This window comes from Bacillus sp. JH7, from assembly GCF_001563515.1.
Taxonomy (GTDB): Bacteria; Bacillota; Bacilli; order Bacillales; family Bacillaceae_G; genus Bacillus_A; species Bacillus_A cereus.
Genome location: NZ_LPUS01000001.1, coordinates 2,842,742 through 2,861,183, shown reverse-complemented (window position 1 = coordinate 2,861,183; position 18,442 = coordinate 2,842,742). Strand labels below are relative to the sequence as shown.

Below are 18,442 nucleotides of genomic sequence, written 5' to 3'. Positions count from 1 at the left end.
AGGAATGGAAGTTAGAAATGAAATAAAGAAAAAAGGGAGTTGGAGGCAGTTTTTACGCCTTATTCAAGATACAAATCCTCCGAAAGGAATTTTAGTTTTTGCGTTGTTAATGAGTTTGCTTTCTACGGGAGCGAGTTTATTTATTCCTATGCTGACAAAAGGATTAGTAGATAATTTTTCGCTTTCTTCAATTAGTGCAGGACAAATTGTTGGGTTAGTTGCTTTCTTTGTAATGCAAACTATTGCGGCAGGGTTGTCTATATATTTACTAAATTATATTGGGCAGAAGATTGTAGCGGGACTAAGAGAACGTTTGTGGAAAAAGGTACTTATCTTGCCGGTATCTTATTACGATCAAAATAGAACAGGTGATACTATTAGCCGTATGACGAATGATACAGGTGTTGTGAAAACGTTAATTTCTGAGCATTTGTCAAACTTATTAACAGGTGGTATTTCAATTGTTGGATCGTTAATTGTATTATTTGTTTTAGATTGGAAAATGACTGCGTTACTTTTAACGGTTATTCCGTTGTCTGTGTTAATTTTAGTTCCACTTGGACGAAAAATGTATAAGATTTCAAAAGCGCTTCAAGATGAAACTGCATCTTTTACAAGTGTGTTAACGCAAGTGTTATCAGAAATTCGTTTAGTGAAATCTTCAAATACAGAAAAGAGAGAATATGAAACGGGTAATACAGGTATACAAAAGTTATTACAATTTGGTTTGAAAGAAGGAAAAGTGCAAGCATTAATTTCGCCAGTTATGTCGTTTGTTTTAATGGCACTACTTGTTATTATCGTAGGGTATGGCGGGATGCGAGTTTCTAGCGGTGCATTAACAACCGGTGAACTTGTAGCGTTTATTTTGTATTTAGTTCAAATTGTAATGCCAATGAGTCAATTATCTATGTTCTTTACACAATTCCAAAAGGCAATTGGTGCAACGGAAAGAATTAGTACGATTTTAGAATATGAAGTAGAAGATCATGAAACTGGTGTGAAAGTGACAAATGCTAAGCAACCGATCGTTCTTGAAAATGTACATTTTGAGTATAACGAAGAAGAGCAAGTTTTGAAAAATATTGATTTCACAATTGAATCTGGAAAAGTGACAGCGATTGTAGGACCAAGTGGTAGTGGGAAAACAACGTTATTCTCATTACTGGAACGTTTTTATGAGCCAACTAGTGGTGCCATTAAATTAGGGGAAGAATCAATTACGAGTTATTCATTAGAGTCATGGCGACGTCAAATCGGTTACGTATCACAAGATAGTCCGTTAATTGATGGAACGATTCGTGATAATATTTGTTATGGTGTCGAGGGCGAAGTAACGGATGAAGAAATTGAAAAAGTAGCTGCAATGGCATATGTTGATGCATTTATTCATGACTTACCAAACGGTTATGCAACAGAAGTTGGAGAACGCGGTGTGAAACTTTCTGGAGGACAAAGACAGCGAATTGCCATTGCCCGAGCGTTACTTCGAAATCCGCAAATTCTTATGTTAGATGAGGCGACTTCAAGCTTAGATAGTAAATCTGAGTCTGTCGTTCAAAAAGCGTTAAATAACTTAATGAAAGGCAGAACAACGTTAGTGATTGCGCATAGACTTTCTACTGTTGTAGATGCAGATAAAATTGTCTTTATTGAGAAAGGGAATCTTACAGGTAGTGGTACGCATGATGAATTATTACAGACGCATGATATGTATCGTGAGTTTGCAACGCAGCAATTGAAAATTAAAGAGGGGGCATTATAAAATGAATCATCAGTGGGATTTTACTCAACTGATGATTCATTTTTAAACAATATATTAGATGCTAAGTAGAAAGGAAATGGTTCCTTTGATACCTAAAATTTTAATAGTAGATGACGATCCACACATTAGAGAACTCGTTTCGGTATTTTTAGAACGAGAAGGTTTTCAAACATATGAGGCAATTGATGGAGTAGATGCACTTCAGAAAATGGATGACGTAAAAGTCGATATGGTTATTCTTGATATCATGATGCCAAATATGGATGGATTTGATGTATGTTTTGAATTAAGAAAATACTATGATATCCCGGTTCTGATGCTAACTGCCAAAGGGGAAACATCACAAAAAGTAAAAGGATTTCACCTTGGGACAGATGATTATCTTGTAAAACCATTTGACCCTATAGAATTAGTAGTGAGAGTAAAGGCATTATTGAAACGTTACCAAATTACAGTTTCCCAATCGATTCAAGTTGGAAATGTATTATTAAATCGTAAAACATTCGAAGTTACATCTGGAGAACAAACGGTTACATTACCGTTAAAAGAATTTGAGCTGCTCTTTACTTTAGGGTCTAAATCGGGAAGAACTTGTTCGAGAGAGCAATTAATTGAAGAAATATGGGGATATGATTTTGAAGGGAATGAGCGTACACTAGACGTTCATATTAATCGGTTACGTGAGAAGTTTCAAGAAGAGCAGTCGAAATTTAGTATTAAAACAATAAGAGGATTAGGGTATCGCTTAGAGGTAAGTAAATGAGAAAAAGAAAACGAATGAGTAAGTTGAAGATGCTGAAAGTATTTGGAGCGGTATTAGCGCTCTTTTCTTTTCTTACTATCATTTGGTCTATCGCATTTTATGTAGCAACTAGTATATTGAATGCTTTTGACGTAAACGTATCGCCGTTTGTTGCCTTTCTAATTAGTGATATGGTCGGTTTTGTATTTATTATTCTTATTTGGACATTGATTGGAATATTAATGAGACCAAAACGAGAGGCGATGATTTGGACTATTATTGAACCGATACAAAAAATTGCAAAAGGAGACTTCTCCGTAAAAATACGAAATGAAGAAAAGTATGATGGCGAAATTGGCGTGCTCGTAAAAAGTATAAATGATATGACAGATGAACTGAATGCGATGGAGAAAATGAGACAAGAGTTTGTATCAAATGTTTCTCATGAAATACAGTCACCATTAACTTCTATAAAAGGATTTGCTAGAGCACTACAAGACGATAATCTTTCTGAGGAAAAAAGAAAGCATTATCTTACCATTATTGAAACTGAAACAACGAGATTATCTAAACTAAGTCAAAATTTACTAAAGCTAACTCTTTTAGAATCAGAAGAATATATACCAGAAAGAGTGAGCTATCGATTAGATCAACAATTAAAGCAAATTGTGTTAAATAGTGAACCACTCTGGGCTGAAAAAGAAATTGAGTTAGAACTAGATTTAGAAAAAGTACATGTTATTGCTGACCAAGAAAGTATGAGTCAAGTGTGGATTAATTTAATTCATAATAGTATTAAATTTACTCCAAGCGGTGGTACGATTACTATTCAGTTAAAGGAACATGAGACAGTAGTGGAAGTGCGTATCCGTGATTCAGGAATTGGCATATCAGAAGAACAGAAACAACATATTTTTGAGCGTTTTTATAAAGCGGATTCTTCACGAAATCGTGCCTATGGAGGAAGTGGCTTAGGTTTAGCTATTGTAAAGAAAGTACTCGACCTTCATCATGGGGAAATAAAAGTTGAGAGTGAGGAAGGAAAAGGTACTGAATTTATTGTGCGTATGCCAAATCATGAAGAGAAATAGTGTTAGAAGGAGAACCTTCTAACACTATTTCTCTTTAAAAATGCATTTACCGTTACTGCAATTATATTGATAAGCTTTTCCTTCGCTTTCATACTCATACACTCCCCTATGCTGGATTTGTTTTTATTTTACATGAATAATGGTAAAAAAATGAAACTTATAAATAAAAACTTTCTATAGTTACCTACAAGTAACCTACGCACATGAAAGTGCATCATTGCCTTTTTACATAAAGATAGATACAATTTTAATATAATACATAACTGAAATGATTAAGGAGTGTTATACTTGGCAGAATTATTACAAGGTAAAAATGCTTTAATTACAGGAGCAGGTAGAGGGATTGGTCGCGCTGTAGCGATTGCATTAGCGAAAGAAGGCGTAAATGTAGGACTTTTAGCTCGCTCAGAAGAAAACTTAAAAGCTGTAGCGAAAGAAGTAGAAGCAGAAGGCGTAAAAGCTGTTATTGCAACTGCAGATGTTTCTTCATACGAAGAAGTAACAACTGCGATTGAAACGTTAAAAAATGGTTTAGGATCTATTGATATTTTAATTAATAACGCTGGTATTTCTAAATTCGGTAAGTTTTTAGAACTAGACGTTGCTGATTGGGAAAAAATCATTCAAGTAAACTTAATGGGTGTATACTATGCAACTCGTGCAGCTTTACCGAGCATGATTGAACAACAATCTGGTGATATCATTAACATTTCATCTACAGCAGGACAAAAAGGTGCACCTGTAACAAGTGCATATAGTGCTTCTAAATTTGGTGTCCTTGGTTTAACAGAATCGTTAGCGATGGAAGTTCGCAAACATAACATTCGTGTAACAGCTTTAACTCCAAGTACAGTAGCAACTGATATGGCTGTAGATTTAGGATTAACTGATGGAAACCCTGATAAAGTAATGCAAGCGGAAGATATTGCAGAATTTATCGTAGCGCAGCTGAAATTAAATAAACGTACATTTATTAAATCTGCTGGGCTTTGGTCTACTAATCCATAGGAATTAAATTTAACTTTAAAAGAAGGGATATCTATTCTGTAAGGGGTAGATGTCCCTTCTTTATTTTTTGTATTCGAGACAGAATTTTCGGTATAATTAAAGGTGAATGGTAGAAAGCATTGGTAAATTGAAAGGAATGGCAGTTGTAAAAGAGTGATGTAAGGAGGGAAAAGGATGAGAAAGAAGTTTCAAAAATTATAACATGTATCGTGTATAACGAGATTAGCTCGTGGACCTCCAGTATACATAGCATTATTGTATATTAAAAAATTGGAGGCTATAAGTAGATGAGAACTGAAAAAGAAATGTTAGATTTAATTATAAATACAGCAATAGAGGATGAAAGAATTCGAGCTGTCATCATGAATGGATCGCGTGTAAATCCAAATGTGAAAAGAGATTGTTTTCAAGACTATGATATTATGTATGTTGTAAATGATATACAATCTTTTACGTCTAATCATAATTGGATTCATAGATTTGGAGAAATAATGATTGTACAAATGCCAGAAGAAATGTCGTTAGTTCCACCAGATGAAGATGGGAAGTTTCCATATTTAATGCAGTTCATGGATGGGAATCGGATTGATTTAACGCTAGTTCCAGTTGAGTTAATAAAAAAGTTCGTTGGACAAGATAGTTTAAGTAAACTGCTTCTTGATAAAGATAATTGTCTGGAAGAATTCCCGCCAGCAAGCGATAAAGATTACTTAGTAAAAAAGCCTACAGAAAAAGAGTTTTTAGATTGCTGTAATGAATTTTGGTGGTGTAGTACGAATATCGCAAAAGGGTTATGGAGAGAGGAGCTTTCTTATGCAAAAGGAATGCTTGAAGGACCAGTGCGAGATATGTTCATCGTAATGCTAGAATGGTATATTGGTATGAAAACAGACTTTACAGTTAATACAGGGAAGTTTGGAAAGCATTTTGAGCAATATATTGAAGAAGATATGTGGGAGCAATTTAAAAGAACATTTTCTAATGCAGAATATGAAAACATATGGGATTCATTCTTTGTCATGGGTGATTTATTTAGGGAAGTGGCGAACGAAATTGCTAACACGTATGAATATCAATATCCGCAAGATGATGATGATAAAGTGACGAACTATTTAAAACATGTGAAAGCTTTGCCGAAAGATAGTACATCGATTTATTAATAATATAAAGCAGCAAGACTGTCCTAATTAAGGACAGTCTTATTTTTTGTTTATGAATAACAATTTCTCTAACAAAGTGCAGATGAATCACATATGAAACTTTAGGGAGGTTTTTATTATGTATTATTTTTATTCGCCACAAATGTTTGCCCCATATCATTGGGGACTAGAACGAGATGTTTCATACGCCTATATGCCATATGACTCATTTTATTATGGAGACTATATAAGTTCATTGCCATACGTATATACCCCTCAAAACTATGAAGTACAAATGAAAGCAGATGATCGTGGATCGTGGACACCATTTTCATGGGTCGAAAAATATGCGTACGCATTTTCCGGACCGTACAATAAAGCGGAAGTAGCTCTTACATTTGATGATGGACCAGATTTAGAATTTACGCCAAAAATTTTAGATAAGTTAAAACAACATAATGTAAAAGCGACTTTCTTCTTACTTGGTGAAAACGCAGAAAAATTTCCGAACGTAGTAAAGCGTATTGCGAATGAAGGGCATGTAATTGGTAATCATACGTATAGTCATCCGAACTTAGCGAAAGTAAATGAGGATGAGTACCGTAATCAGATTATAAAAACGGAAGAAATATTAAATCGTTTAGCTGGTTATGCACCGAAGTTTATACGTCCGCCATACGGTGAAATACTTGAAAATCAATTAAAATGGGCCACAGAGCAAAATTTTATGATTGTACAGTGGAGTGTTGATACGGTTGATTGGAAAGGTGTGAGTGCTGATACGATTACAAATAATGTGTTAGGGAATTCATTTCCTGGAAGTGTCATCCTCCAACATTCAACACCAGGTGGGCATTTACAAGGATCTGTAGATGCACTAGACAAAATCATTCCGCAGTTAAAAACGAAAGGGGCACGTTTTGTAACACTTCCAAGTATGTTCCAGACATCAAAAGAAAGAAAGTGAATGTGTTATGAATTGGGAAAATAAGGTTTATGTCGTATAATGAAAGTGTAAGTTAGGGGGGATATAATTGATTTATGCACTAGTAAACATAGGAATAAGCATATTGATTAGTATTATTTTTATATTTGCGGCAATTATTCTTCAAAAGAATCCACCGACCGATATTAATGCGGCATATGGTTATCGTACGAAACGATCTATGAAAAATAAGGAATTATGGGGTGCGGGTAACAGGTATAGTGCAGAAGTGATGAAGCAAAATGGATTCATCATGATGTTAATTGGAAGTGTTATTAGTATACTGTTTAGATACTCCCATACAACGTTAGCTATAATGATCTTTATGCTAGTACTAATCATTCGCTTATTCATACGAGTAGAGAAAAGATTGAAGGCACTTGAGCAATAATGAAAAATAGGACTCCACGCAATATAATGCTAGGAGTCCTATTTTATTTATAAACTATTATTTTCTAGTAAGTCTTTTCCTTGTTCAACAACAAATTCATAGTATGCAAGATCATATGGATAAATATCATCAAAAGTTATCGTTATCGGTTTATTGCTCAAAACAGAAGTAGCTGTAAAAGATGAAATTTCACCATTTAATAGTTGTAGAAAAGAAGTTGCATGTACTTTCATCACATCGTCTACTTCTTCACCTGGTGCGAATGGAAGTGGATTGATGACATTGTGAAAATACATATGACAAAATTCACGATCAGTAAGATTTGAAATTTCATAATCTATTTTAAAGATTCCTTTGTATACTAAATCAGTAGTTTGAAAGGAAAGCCCCAATTCTTCTTCGATTTCACGAAGACCACCAATTTGTACATCTTCATCATGCATAATATGTCCAGCTGAAGTAATATCCCATATAAGTGGAGCTTCTTTTTTATTTTTAGAGCGTAATTGGAAATATAAGAATATATCTTTAGCATCTTTTTCTACAAACCAACAATGAAATGTTTCGTGCCAATCACCGTCACGATGCACTTCATCCCGTAATTTCTTCCCAAGTGTATTTCTTTCAGAATCAAATATTGTTAACCACTCTGTCATTTTAATTCCCCTTTCTGCAAATTTTATTATACAATATTCGTATTGAATTTTGGGAAAATAAAGAAAAAGGGGCGATTATAAGTGGAGATAGAGCGTATGGAAATAAAATCGATTATTTCAACAGAGGAAGAGTTACGGAAAATATTGGGGAAACCAAGTGAGCGAGCATTGAAAAAAGTTATTTCATCATTAGACCACCATTGTGTAGATTTCCTTTCTAAATCTCCTTTTCTAGTATTATCTACTGCAAATAAGTTGGGGGAGTGTGACGCCTCGCCGAGAGGAGACGCACCTGGATTTGTATACGTACTCAATAATAATAAAATTATCATTCCAGAAAGGCCAGGAAATCGTCGTATAGACTCCATTTTGAATATTATTTCAAATCCACGTGTAGGACTAATCTTTTTTATTCCAGGTCTTGGGGAGACACTTAGAATAAATGGCCGAGCGTATATTACAAACGATGAAGAAATTTTGAAAGAAATGCAGGCGAATGGACGTAATCCGTTGCTTGGAATTGTTGTTGAAATAGAAGAGTGTTACATTCATTGTGCAAAAGCGTTTATTCGTTCGAAGATGTGGGATCCAGAATCTTGGTTACATAAAAAAGAGTTACCTTCAGCAGCAAAAATGTTGTTAGAGCATGCGAAAGTGAATGCTTCAGAAGAAGATGTTGCACGTTCTTTAGAAGAAAGTTATACAAAAAGATTGTATTAAAAATTTTATTGATATAATTTTGCAAGGTGAGTATGTACGGGTTTTAGAATGGGGATTTATCCCGCATTAACGGGCAGTAACACCCCTACCTCAAAATTCAGCGAAAGCAAAGAAGTTAGGTGGGGATCAACTGCCCGTAAAAGCCCGATTGGTGAAGGCTAATAATCAGTGGGGATGAACAAAATCCCCACTGATTAAAGTTTCACTTTATATATGAACCGTTGATTTATAAACTGGAGAAATGACAAAATAGGTAAATTGAGTGGCAGTTGCATAATGCTATTGTGAAATATAATAAAAAATTATTTTGAAAATAGTTAGTAAAAATAGGCTTGCTTTTTAAAAATTTGATAACTATAATAAGTTAACAAATAGACATGAACGAAAAAGTAATGATAAGGACACGAAATCATTTTTACGGTTTACAGAGAGGGAAGCCAAGGGTGTGAGCTTCCTAACACGAGAAATGATTTTACCACCTTTGAACTTCAATAGTGAACGAGTAATCTAGTAATTATTGGCGGTATCAGCCGTTATCTGAACTTGAGCAATCTAGAAGGAGATACGTCTAGATTGGAACAAGGGTGGAACCACGAAAACACATTCGTCCCTTTCCTAGGGATGAGTGTGTTTTTTATGGTATAAGAGATTGAAAATTTAAAATAATTAAAAAATAGTATTGATTTTGTTTTTTATGCGAGTATAATGAGTTAACAAATAAACATGAACGAAAAAGTAACGATAAGGACACGAAATCATTTTTACGGTTTACAGAGAGGGAAGCCAAGGGTGTGAGCTTCCTAACACGAGAAATGATTTTACCACCTTTGAACTTCAATAGTGAACGAGTAATCTAGTAATTATTGGCGGTATCAGCCGTTATCTGAACTTGAGCAATCTAGGAGGAAATACGTCTAGATTGGAACAAGGGTGGAACCACGAAAACACATTCGTCCCTTTCCTAGGGATGGGTGTGTTTTTTTACTTTGAAAGGAGGTGCGGTAATATGAAACGATTTATAAGTACGGAAATAACCACCACCTGCATGACAAAAAAGCAGAGTAAGGTGATTTATAGATGTAATAATTAAACTTTTAGGAGGAGATTAGAAGATGAATAACGTTATAAATGTTGGGGTATTAGGTTTAGGTACGGTCGGAAGTGGTGTTGTTCATATTTTGAAAGAACATTATAAAAAAATCGCACTTGATACAGGATACGAAGTGAAAGTGAAAACAGTCGTTGTACGTGATTTGGAAAAAGAACGCGATGTTTGTATTGACGGGATTGCAGTAACAAGTCATGCAGATGAAGTTCTAAATGATTCAAATATTGATATTGTAGTAGAGGTAATGGGCGGAATTGAAGAAGCAAAACAGCATATTGTTAAGGCTTTACGAAATAAAAAACATGTCGTAACAGCAAATAAAGATTTAATGGCTGTATATGGTGCAGAGCTTCTTCAACTGGCGAACGATAATGATTGTGATTTATGTTACGAAGCGAGTGTAGCGGGCGGTATTCCAGTGTTAAGAGGACTAACTGATGGGCTAGCATCAGATCAAATTGAAAAAATAATGGGAATTGTAAATGGTACAACAAATTATATGTTAACAAAAATGAGTCAAAATGGATGGTCTTATGAAGAGGCTTTACAGGAAGCACAAAAATTAGGCTTTGCAGAATCGGATCCGACAGCAGATGTAGATGGACTAGATGCGGCGAGAAAGGTAGCAATTCTTGCAAACTTAGGTTTTTCGATGAATGTTTCATTAGATGATGTGCAAGTAAGAGGGATTCGAAAGGTCGAAAAAGAAGATTTACAAATGGCTGAAAAGTTAGGATTTACTATGAAGTTAATTGGTAAGGCTGAAAAACAAGGACCAGCCATTCATTTAAGTGTAGAACCGACGCTTTTACCGAGCCAGCATCCATTATCAAATGTGAATAATGAATTTAATGCGGTGTATGTCCATGGCCAAGCGGTAGGAGAAGTGATGTTTTATGGACCCGGAGCTGGGAAGTTACCGACTGGTTCTGCTGTAGTAAGTGATATTATTTCAATCGTTAAAAATATGAATCAAGTTCCGAAAAATAAAAGTGCGTTAAAAGAACCAGTTCCTTATGAATTACAAGGTGATGAAGAAGTAGTTTCGAAATATTTCTTACGCATTTCATTACAAGATGAGCCTGGGATGTTACAAAAAATAACAGAATGTTTCGTTAATTATTCTGTAAGTTTAAAAGAGGTTATTCAATTACCTTTAAACCGTGAACTGGCAGAAGTCGTTGTTGTGACACATCGAACTTCCAAGTATCAATTTGAACGAGTTTTAGAAGCGATAGAAGCTGTCGCAAGTGAAATAAACAGTTACTACATTATTGAGGAGGAAAAACAATATGTATAAAGGACTATTAAAACAATATGCGTCTTATTTACCGGTGAATGAAAATACACCTGATGTCAGCTTAATGGAAGGAAACACACCACTTATTCCATTATTAAATATATCAAAACAATTAGGGATTCAGCTATATGGTAAGTACGAAGGAGCGAATCCGACAGGTTCTTTTAAAGATCGTGGTATGGTCATGGCAGTTGCTAAGGCGAAAGAAGAAGGTTCAGAGGCAATCATTTGTGCATCAACAGGTAATACATCAGCATCAGCTGCAGCATATGCGGCACGTCTTGGGATGAAATGCATTATCGTAATACCGGAAGGAAAGATTGCACATGGAAAATTAGCGCAAGCGGTCGCTTATGGAGCTGAAATTATTTCAATAGAAGGAAATTTCGATGATGCGCTTAAGGCTGTAAGAAATATTGCTGCAGAAGAGCCGATTACTTTAGTAAACTCAGTAAATCCTTATCGAATTGAAGGGCAAAAAACAGCAGCGTTTGAAATTTGTGACCAATTGCAAAATGCACCAGATGTTCTAGCTATCCCTGTTGGGAATGCAGGGAATATTACAGCGTATTGGAAAGGCTTCTGTGAATATGAGAAAGAAAAAGGTTATAAAAAGCCAAGAATTCATGGCTTTGAAGCGGAAGGAGCAGCTGCAATTGTAAAAGGGCATGTAATTGAAGAGCCTGAAACAATTGCAACAGCGATTCGCATCGGTAACCCAGCAAGTTGGGCGTATGCAGTAGAGGCTGCCGAGCAGTCTCGTGGTGAAATAGATATGGTATCAGATGAAGAAATTTTACATGCGTATAGGTTATTAGCAAAAACTGAAGGAGTTTTCGCTGAACCAGGATCAAATGCTTCATTAGCCGGCGTAATTAAACATGTTCAATCTGGGAAAATCAAAAAGGGAGAAACAGTTGTTGCGGTATTAACTGGAAATGGTTTGAAGGATCCTGATATCGCTATTTCTTCAAATCAACTAGACATCGCAAGTGTGTCAAATGATATAGAACAAATTAAAGATCATATTAAAGGGGTGATTATGTCGTGATACCATTTAGCGTTCGTGTCCCTGCTAGTACGGCGAATGTTGGTCCTGGATTTGATTCAGTTGGAATAGCTTTGTCATTGTATTTAGGTGTGGTGGTTAAAGAAAAAGCTGATAAATGGCAAGTAATCCATTCCTTTGAAGAATCAATTCCGACAGACGATAAAAATTTAATCGTTAGCACGGCATGTAAAGTATGTCCTTCTATATCACCCCATATAATAGAAGTTACTAGTAATATCCCATTAACGAGAGGGCTAGGAAGTAGTGCATCAGCGATTGTAGCTGGGATAGAGCTTGCGAATCAACTAGGCAATTTGAACTTAACTGCTGATCAAAAAGTTCAAATTGCTACAAATTTTGAAGGACATCCTGATAATGTTGCTGCTTCTATATTAGGTGGAACTGTAATTGGAGCACTTGATGGAAAGGATGTTTCCGTCGTAAGAATTGAGAGCAAGGAATTGGGTGTAATTTCTCTCATTCCGAATGCAGAATTAAATACAGATGAAAGTCGATCTGTATTACCAAAGATGTTTCCGTTTCATGAGGCAGTTAAAGCTAGTGCGATAAGTAACGTATTAGTAGCTGCATTATGTCAAAAGCGGTGGGAAGTTGTAGGTGAAATGATGGAGAGAGACCATTTTCACGAACCATATCGTTTAGAACTCGTACCATTATTACCATCTATTCGTAAATGCGCAAAAGAATTTGGTGCGTACGGCACAGCACTTAGTGGTGCGGGGCCATCTATTTTTATATTAACGCCATATGAGAAGCGTCAAGAAATCGCTGAGCAATTAGCGAGAGTATTTACAGATATGAAAGTATGTGAGCTTGAAATCGACCATAAAGGTATTATTGTAAATAAGGAAGAGCATATTGGATCGTAAAGAAAGCTGGCATGGCTAGCTTTCTTTACGTTGCAAACCTATTTTAAATTAGGTTTTTTCGGAAAAATATAAAACAAATGTTGATTTTGAATAATGTAAGTAAAGAGTGCATTCATTTTGGAGGTGATTAAATGAATAAAGAGTCACCAGAAGAAAAAAGAGAGCGTATGAGACAAAGTGAATTAAAAAGTAATCCTACGGGTTCTTTACGTGACGGACTCAATAGAGCGGAAACGGGTAGTCCAGTTGATATAGCAGGCGGTATGAATTGGAAAGGTACAGGAATAATCATTTTAGTACTACTTTTAGGATACATTGTATACACTTATTTTTTCAGTTGAAGAATGCTTGTTAAAATTTTGATTTGTTTAGTTTCATAATTGTTGAGAAAAAATGTAGTTACTGTATTACATATCTTCTAAGCGAATTATAGTTGTTCATATCAACTTTTAATACTCCAAACAGAGCTAGCAAAATGCTAGCTCTATTCTTTTTTGCCACATTCCTGTAACAAAGCATCTGTATATTCATTGGTGGAGGTGCAGAGGATGAAAAAAACGATAGCGATATGTCTTCTTACAACTATGTCGTTTTCGACTTTAGTCGGTTGTGACGTAAAAGGTAGTAATGCTGTACAAGAGTCTAAAATAAAGAAAGCGACGTATAAAGATTTTACTTATGATGTAAATCCAGAAACATTCACATTAACTGTAGAACATGAGGGGGCAAAGGAACAGGCATCACAACCCCTACCGAAAATGAAGGTATCGAATGTAAAAAAAGAAAAGGATCGTACATCGTGGGAATATCCAGATCAAAAAGTAAAAATAAAATTAGAAAAGAAAAAAGACCACTTAAACATTGAAGTGGAATCGACTGGTGCAGAAAGCTTTACATGGCCGAAAGTAGAAGCTGAAAATTATACACTTCCGTTATGGGAGGGTAAGCAAATTCCGAGCAATGATGAGAATTGGAAAAAGTTTTTAAAGGATGATGCATATTCATTTGCTGAATCATTTTCTATGAAGTTTTTCGCATTAAATGGTTCGAAATATTCAATTGTATATATTGCAACAAATATGTTTAATAATGAATTGAAATTTCATTCGGATCCGAAAATAGGATTTGATTTTACACATGAATTTCCGAGCATAAATAAAAATAAAACATATGGATTTCAATTATATGTGACAAATAATGATGCGGTAAGCATTGCTAAACTGTATAAGGATGATATTGTTCGAAAAGGTGAATTTAAAACATTACAAGAAAAGGCTAGAAAAAATAAAGAAATCGAAAAGTTATATGGAGCGGCGCATTTTTATTTTTGGAATCAAAATGGTTTATTAGAAAATAATATAAATTGGCCAAAACTAAGGGAGCAAATAAATAGCCCGCTGTTTAGTCATATAAAAGAACTTATTCAAAAGAATAGTTCCGAGCCTGGGGAACTGAATGTATTGGATCAAGTAAGTAAACAAGATTTCATTGATAAGTATCAAAAAAATGTTATTTTACGTTATATAAACGAAGTATTATCGATGAAGGAATTTTATAAAGAGGATATTTTTCAAAACGTTAATCAGGAAGCTAGTGTGCTATTAAAGAAAGGTGTAGGTCACTTAACGAATACAGAATTGTATAGCTTAAATAAGCATTTATTAAAGTCGCTACTTGGTGATGCGGTTGAAGAGGTAAGTAAATGGGGTAATGCAGATGGAACGGATATATTAAAGGAAATGAAAGAGGCAGGAATAGAAAAAGCGTGGATTGGTCTGCCGAACTGGGAACAAGGATTTATGCAACCTAATTTCGTAACAAAAGCTAAGGAAATGGGGTATTTAGTTGGTCCGTATGATTCGTATCATTCCATTCACGAAAAAAGTGATAAAAATTGGAACACAGCATCCTTTAATGACCCGTCATTATACGAAGAGGCTACTGTAACGAAGAAAAACGGAGAAAAGGTGCAAGGCTTTTTAGGAAGAGGTCGCAAGTTAAACCCGACTTTATCGCTGCCTAGTGTAAAGGAACGCATGAATGATATATTACAAAATGGTCCTAAATATAATTCATGGTTTATTGATTGTGATGCGACAGGTGAAATTTACGATGACTATTCAGCGAAACATATAACGACGCAAGAGCAAGATTTAAAAGCACGTTTAAAACGAATGGACTACATTGCGCAAGAAAAGGGTATGGTCGTTGGTTCTGAAGGCGGAAATGATTTTGCTAGTAGTACGATTGCATTTGCACATGGAATTGAAACACCTGTTATTAAATGGGACGATGAAGATATGCGGAAAAATAAAACAAGTCCGTATTATGTCGGTGGATATTGGTCACCAAATCAAAATGTGCCTGAAAAATATGCAAAACAAGTACCATTGAAAGAAGAATATAAACAAGTATATTTAAACCCAGTATATTCGGTACCATTATATAAATTAGTATACAATGATTCCGTTATTACAACACATCATTGGGAATGGGGAAGTTTAAAGGCAAAAGATGAAGTTGGAAATCGAATGCTGTCTGAATTATTGTATAATGTTCCTCCGTTGTACCATTTAGATGAAGTAGAGTGGAATAAGCATAAAAAAGAAATTACAGAGCATCTAAAAGTTTGGAATGAAGTTCATGAAAAAGCAGTAAAAGAAGAGATGACGAATTTTGCGTATTTGTCAGAAGATAAGCTAGTACAATCTGTTTCTTATGGAAAAGATATTAAAATCATTGTGAACTTCTCAAATGAAGACATGGAAGTAGAAAAAACAAAAATAAAAGCAAAGTCGGCTTACATTGATAATCAGGGGAAGAAAAGCGTGTATACGCCGTTTGAGAAATAATAACGTCAAATATACTGTATTCATAGAGATTTTATAATTAGCTGGATTCTTTATTCATATCGTTTGTTAAGAAAAAGACATCCTAATTTAAAATGAAAGAGTTAATAAATTTGTAAATTCATATGTTGCGAAGTGCTAAATTTTTGAAATTGGTAAATAGTGACTTGCCAAAAATAAGTACGAGAGTATAATGTGAAATGGAATACGTATTGGGTTTAAGTAGTAACCTTACAAAATTGTAAGGTTAGTGAAAGGAAATTCAATATGAAGATAAATAGACTTACATTATACTTGGTAAAGAGAAAGAGAGGCGAATGGGTATGAGCTCTGAATTAGAACAAAATACGAGAAGTAATAAAAAGCGTTCTAAAAGAAAGTCAATAAAATGGTTCATATTAATTCCATTTTTCCTACTTATTTTTGGAGGAGTAGGATATGGTTCGTTTATATATAATAAAGCAAAAGCTGTTGTAAATGATGCGTATGCAAAAATTGATAAGTCATCAAAGCGTGATAAAGAAGTCGAACCTTTAAAGGATAATATTTCAATATTAATCATGGGTGTAGATGGAAGTGAAATGAGAAAAAGCCAATATGGCGAAGCAGTTCGAACAGATGCACTTTTATTAGCAACAATTAATAAAGATGATAAGTCTGTTAAGCTAGTAAGTATTCCACGTGATTCACGTGTTTACATTCCAACTAGAAAAAAATTAGATAAAATTACTCATGCTCACGTATTTGGTGGCGTAGAAAGCACACGCGATACGGTGGAAAGATTTTTGAATGTACCTGTTGATTATTATGTGAAGTTTAACTTTGAATCATTCGTACAAATTGTCGATTCAATTGGTGGTATTGATATTGATGTACCAGTTACTTTCACTGAACAAGATAGTAAAGACCAAGCTGGTATGATCCATTTAGAAAAAGGTTACCAACATTTAAATGGAGAACAAGCTCTTGCACTTGCAAGAACGCGTAAAATTGATAGTGACGCAATGCGTGGACAGAGACAGCAACTTGTAATAGAAGCAATTGCTAAAAAAGCGATGTCTGTTCAATCAATTAGCAAAATGGGCTCTTTACTAGATGCGGTTGATAAAAACATGAAAACGAACTTAACATTTGACGATATGCTTGCTATTACAAAAAATATGGCAGGATCTAATTTGGAAATGGAAAAAATGCAAATAGAAGGTACAGATAAACGTATCGGTGGTATTTATTATTACATTCCAAATGAAAAAAATGTAAAAGATATTTCCAAAAAATTAAATGATCATTTAGGTGTAACGCCAAAATCAGTCCGAAACGAATAATAAAAAAAGATTGGCTTTTGCCAATCTTTTTTTTTGGAATGTATTTGTAACTTTTCTGTAACGATTTTTTAGTTTAGAAAAATTATACTCATATGTATGAGTATAATGGATAGGTAAAAAAGTAAAAGGACATATTCAAAATTTGTGGTAAGGAAAGATATCATATGCAGAAATGGTTAAGCATGATGGGAATTATCTTTATATTGACTGGATGTAAAATGTCTGAAGCTCCAACAAGTCTAATGGAAGCTCCTACAAATGAAAAATGGATTAATGAATTAAAGGAAGAAATTGATAAAGATTTACCTGTTAATTATCGCTTACTTACTCCAATGTCTAACAAAGATAAACAGATGATTTGGTCAATGAATTTTAAACAAGATAATAAGAAGGAAGCCATCTTATTTTATAAATTGCCGAATGAAGATCATAGCGTATATTTAGCCGTATATGAAGAAATCGGAAATGGCTGGAGAATAAAGTCCACACATAAATTTGATGGAGGAGATGTAGATATCGTTGAAGTCGGTGATTTTACAGGGAACGGGAAGAGAGAGTTGTTAATCGGAATCTCTGTAAATCGTGAATCGTTAGAACATGTTATGTATGTTTTTTCGGAAGAAAATGAAGAGATGAAGGAAATATATAATCGAAGTTATACGAAGTTATTCATAGAGGATCTAAATGAAAATGGACTGAAAGATATAAGCCTTGTTACATTTGAAAAAGATGAGAAGCTGACAGTTGAGTTCATGGAACAATTTAAGACTTTATCTGAAGTGTCATACGATCCATTTATAAATAGTATTCAAAGAATACAAATGGGTCGTATATCTAAATCACTAAAGGCGGTAGTAATTGATGCAGGAGTTGGCGCTCATTCAGGTATAACTTATGTAGCAAAATTTGATCAGGATCATTATGAAGTATTACCTATAGATGGGAAAGAAGATTTATTTAATGAATATGTTGTAGAAAGTAAAGATGTTAATGAAGACGGCATTATTGAATTTGTTCGTACTGTACGTCCAAAAGGTTGGGAGGATAAATCACATGGCGATAGTCCGCTTTTTGAACGTTACATACAGTGGAGTGAATCTGGAATTAAACCAATTGAAGAACGATATATAGATATAGAAAAAGGGTATTATGTGAAAATTCCTAAAGAGTTAATAGGGAAAATTACAATACCAGATCAGCAAAAAGAATCAAATTCTCAAAAGTTTTTGGATACAAGAACAAATAAAATATGGCTTGAAGTTCATATTTTTAAGCGGAAAGAATGGTTCAATATAAAAGGCTACAGCGCAGCAATTAAAACGGCTTCTCACGTATATGCAGTACCGAAGCAATCGGAATTTGAAAAAGTGAAAGCATATATAAAACCGCTAGCGGATTATCAACAAGAGTAGGAGGTGGGAA

General features: G+C 34.6%; 16 protein-coding genes and 2 other annotated features. Of the genes, 15 read left to right on the top strand and 1 reads right to left on the bottom strand.

Annotated features, from left to right (window positions below; all coding sequences use genetic code 11):
- Nucleotides 1-4 precede the first annotated feature (4 nt).
- From AU379_RS14325 to AU379_RS14295, 7 genes are all read left to right on the top strand, one after another.
- Nucleotides 5-1,765: an ABC transporter ATP-binding protein gene (locus AU379_RS14325; RefSeq protein ID WP_000453865.1), complete on the top strand. Its 1,761-nt coding sequence runs from the start codon at nucleotides 5-7 to the stop codon at nucleotides 1,763-1,765.
- An 85-nt stretch (nucleotides 1,766-1,850) separates the two neighbouring features.
- A complete protein-coding gene (gene hitR / locus AU379_RS14320; protein ID WP_000612414.1) occupies nucleotides 1,851-2,528 on the top strand; it encodes an envelope stress response regulator transcription factor HitR in 678 nt (225 codons plus the stop codon).
- Nucleotides 2,525-3,598: an envelope stress sensor histidine kinase HitS gene (gene hitS, locus AU379_RS14315; RefSeq protein ID WP_001231615.1), complete on the top strand. Its 1,074-nt coding sequence runs from the start codon at nucleotides 2,525-2,527 to the stop codon at nucleotides 3,596-3,598. The genes hitR and hitS overlap by 4 nt, the downstream gene beginning before the upstream one ends.
- 288 nt (nucleotides 3,599-3,886) lie before the next feature.
- Nucleotides 3,887-4,606, top strand: coding sequence for a 3-ketoacyl-ACP reductase (locus tag AU379_RS14310; RefSeq protein ID WP_000818985.1), 720 nt, complete (start codon nucleotides 3,887-3,889; stop codon nucleotides 4,604-4,606).
- 287 nt (nucleotides 4,607-4,893) lie between these two features.
- Nucleotides 4,894-5,766, top strand: coding sequence for an aminoglycoside 6-adenylyltransferase (locus AU379_RS14305; protein WP_001258503.1), 873 nt, complete (start codon nucleotides 4,894-4,896; stop codon nucleotides 5,764-5,766).
- Between the two features lie 118 nt (nucleotides 5,767-5,884).
- Nucleotides 5,885-6,712, top strand: a complete 828-nt coding sequence (locus tag AU379_RS14300; protein ID WP_000291215.1) for a peptidoglycan-N-acetylglucosamine deacetylase — start codon at nucleotides 5,885-5,887, stop codon at nucleotides 6,710-6,712.
- 70 nt (nucleotides 6,713-6,782) lie between these two features.
- Nucleotides 6,783-7,121: an SdpI family protein gene (locus tag AU379_RS14295; RefSeq protein WP_025966230.1), complete on the top strand. Its 339-nt coding sequence runs from the start codon at nucleotides 6,783-6,785 to the stop codon at nucleotides 7,119-7,121.
- A gap of 47 nt (nucleotides 7,122-7,168) precedes the next feature.
- Here the strand turns inward: AU379_RS14295 and AU379_RS14290 are convergent, their stop codons facing one another.
- Complete coding sequence (locus AU379_RS14290) at nucleotides 7,169-7,777, bottom strand: NUDIX domain-containing protein (RefSeq protein ID WP_000141384.1); 609 nt, start codon at nucleotides 7,775-7,777, stop codon at nucleotides 7,169-7,171.
- Between the two features lie 81 nt (nucleotides 7,778-7,858).
- Here AU379_RS14290 and AU379_RS14285 point away from each other — a divergent pair, with 81 nt between their 5' ends.
- The 8 genes from AU379_RS14285 to AU379_RS14250 all read left to right on the top strand — a co-directional run bounded on the left by AU379_RS14285 (nucleotide 7,859) and on the right by AU379_RS14250 (nucleotide 18,432).
- A complete protein-coding gene (locus AU379_RS14285) occupies nucleotides 7,859-8,497 on the top strand; it encodes a pyridoxamine 5'-phosphate oxidase family protein (RefSeq protein WP_000402131.1) in 639 nt (212 codons plus the stop codon).
- A gap of 383 nt (nucleotides 8,498-8,880) precedes the next feature.
- Nucleotides 8,881-9,112 (top strand) — a binding site (T-box leader).
- Nucleotides 9,113-9,226: 114 nt separating this feature from the next.
- Nucleotides 9,227-9,458, top strand: a binding site (T-box leader).
- Between the two features lie 151 nt (nucleotides 9,459-9,609).
- The gene (locus AU379_RS14280; RefSeq protein WP_001066899.1) at nucleotides 9,610-10,905 is read left to right on the top strand and encodes a homoserine dehydrogenase; all 1,296 of its coding nucleotides are present in this window, start codon (nucleotides 9,610-9,612) and stop codon (nucleotides 10,903-10,905) included.
- Nucleotides 10,898-11,956, top strand: a complete 1,059-nt coding sequence (gene thrC, locus AU379_RS14275) for a threonine synthase (protein ID WP_000276433.1) — start codon at nucleotides 10,898-10,900, stop codon at nucleotides 11,954-11,956. Before AU379_RS14280 ends, thrC begins: the two co-directional genes overlap by 8 nt.
- Nucleotides 11,953-12,846 (top strand): homoserine kinase, encoded by an 894-nt coding sequence (thrB, locus tag AU379_RS14270; protein WP_000612105.1) that lies wholly within the window; start codon nucleotides 11,953-11,955, stop codon nucleotides 12,844-12,846. The genes thrC and thrB overlap by 4 nt, the downstream gene beginning before the upstream one ends.
- A gap of 131 nt (nucleotides 12,847-12,977) precedes the next feature.
- Nucleotides 12,978-13,187, top strand: coding sequence for a DUF6366 family protein (locus AU379_RS14265; RefSeq protein ID WP_001031483.1), 210 nt, complete (start codon nucleotides 12,978-12,980; stop codon nucleotides 13,185-13,187).
- A gap of 207 nt (nucleotides 13,188-13,394) precedes the next feature.
- Nucleotides 13,395-15,698, top strand: a complete 2,304-nt coding sequence (locus tag AU379_RS14260) for a glycoside hydrolase (protein WP_000750825.1) — start codon at nucleotides 13,395-13,397, stop codon at nucleotides 15,696-15,698.
- Nucleotides 15,699-16,018: 320 nt separating this feature from the next.
- Nucleotides 16,019-17,020 carry an LCP family protein gene (locus AU379_RS14255; protein ID WP_001987131.1) on the top strand — a complete coding sequence of 334 codons (1,002 nt, stop codon included), beginning with the start codon at nucleotides 16,019-16,021 and terminating at the stop codon, nucleotides 17,018-17,020.
- A 164-nt stretch (nucleotides 17,021-17,184) separates the two neighbouring features.
- Entirely contained in the window at nucleotides 17,185-18,432 is a 1,248-nt protein-coding gene (locus AU379_RS14250; protein WP_044584364.1) for a hypothetical protein, read from the top strand.
- The last annotated feature ends 10 nt before the right edge of the window (nucleotides 18,433-18,442 follow it).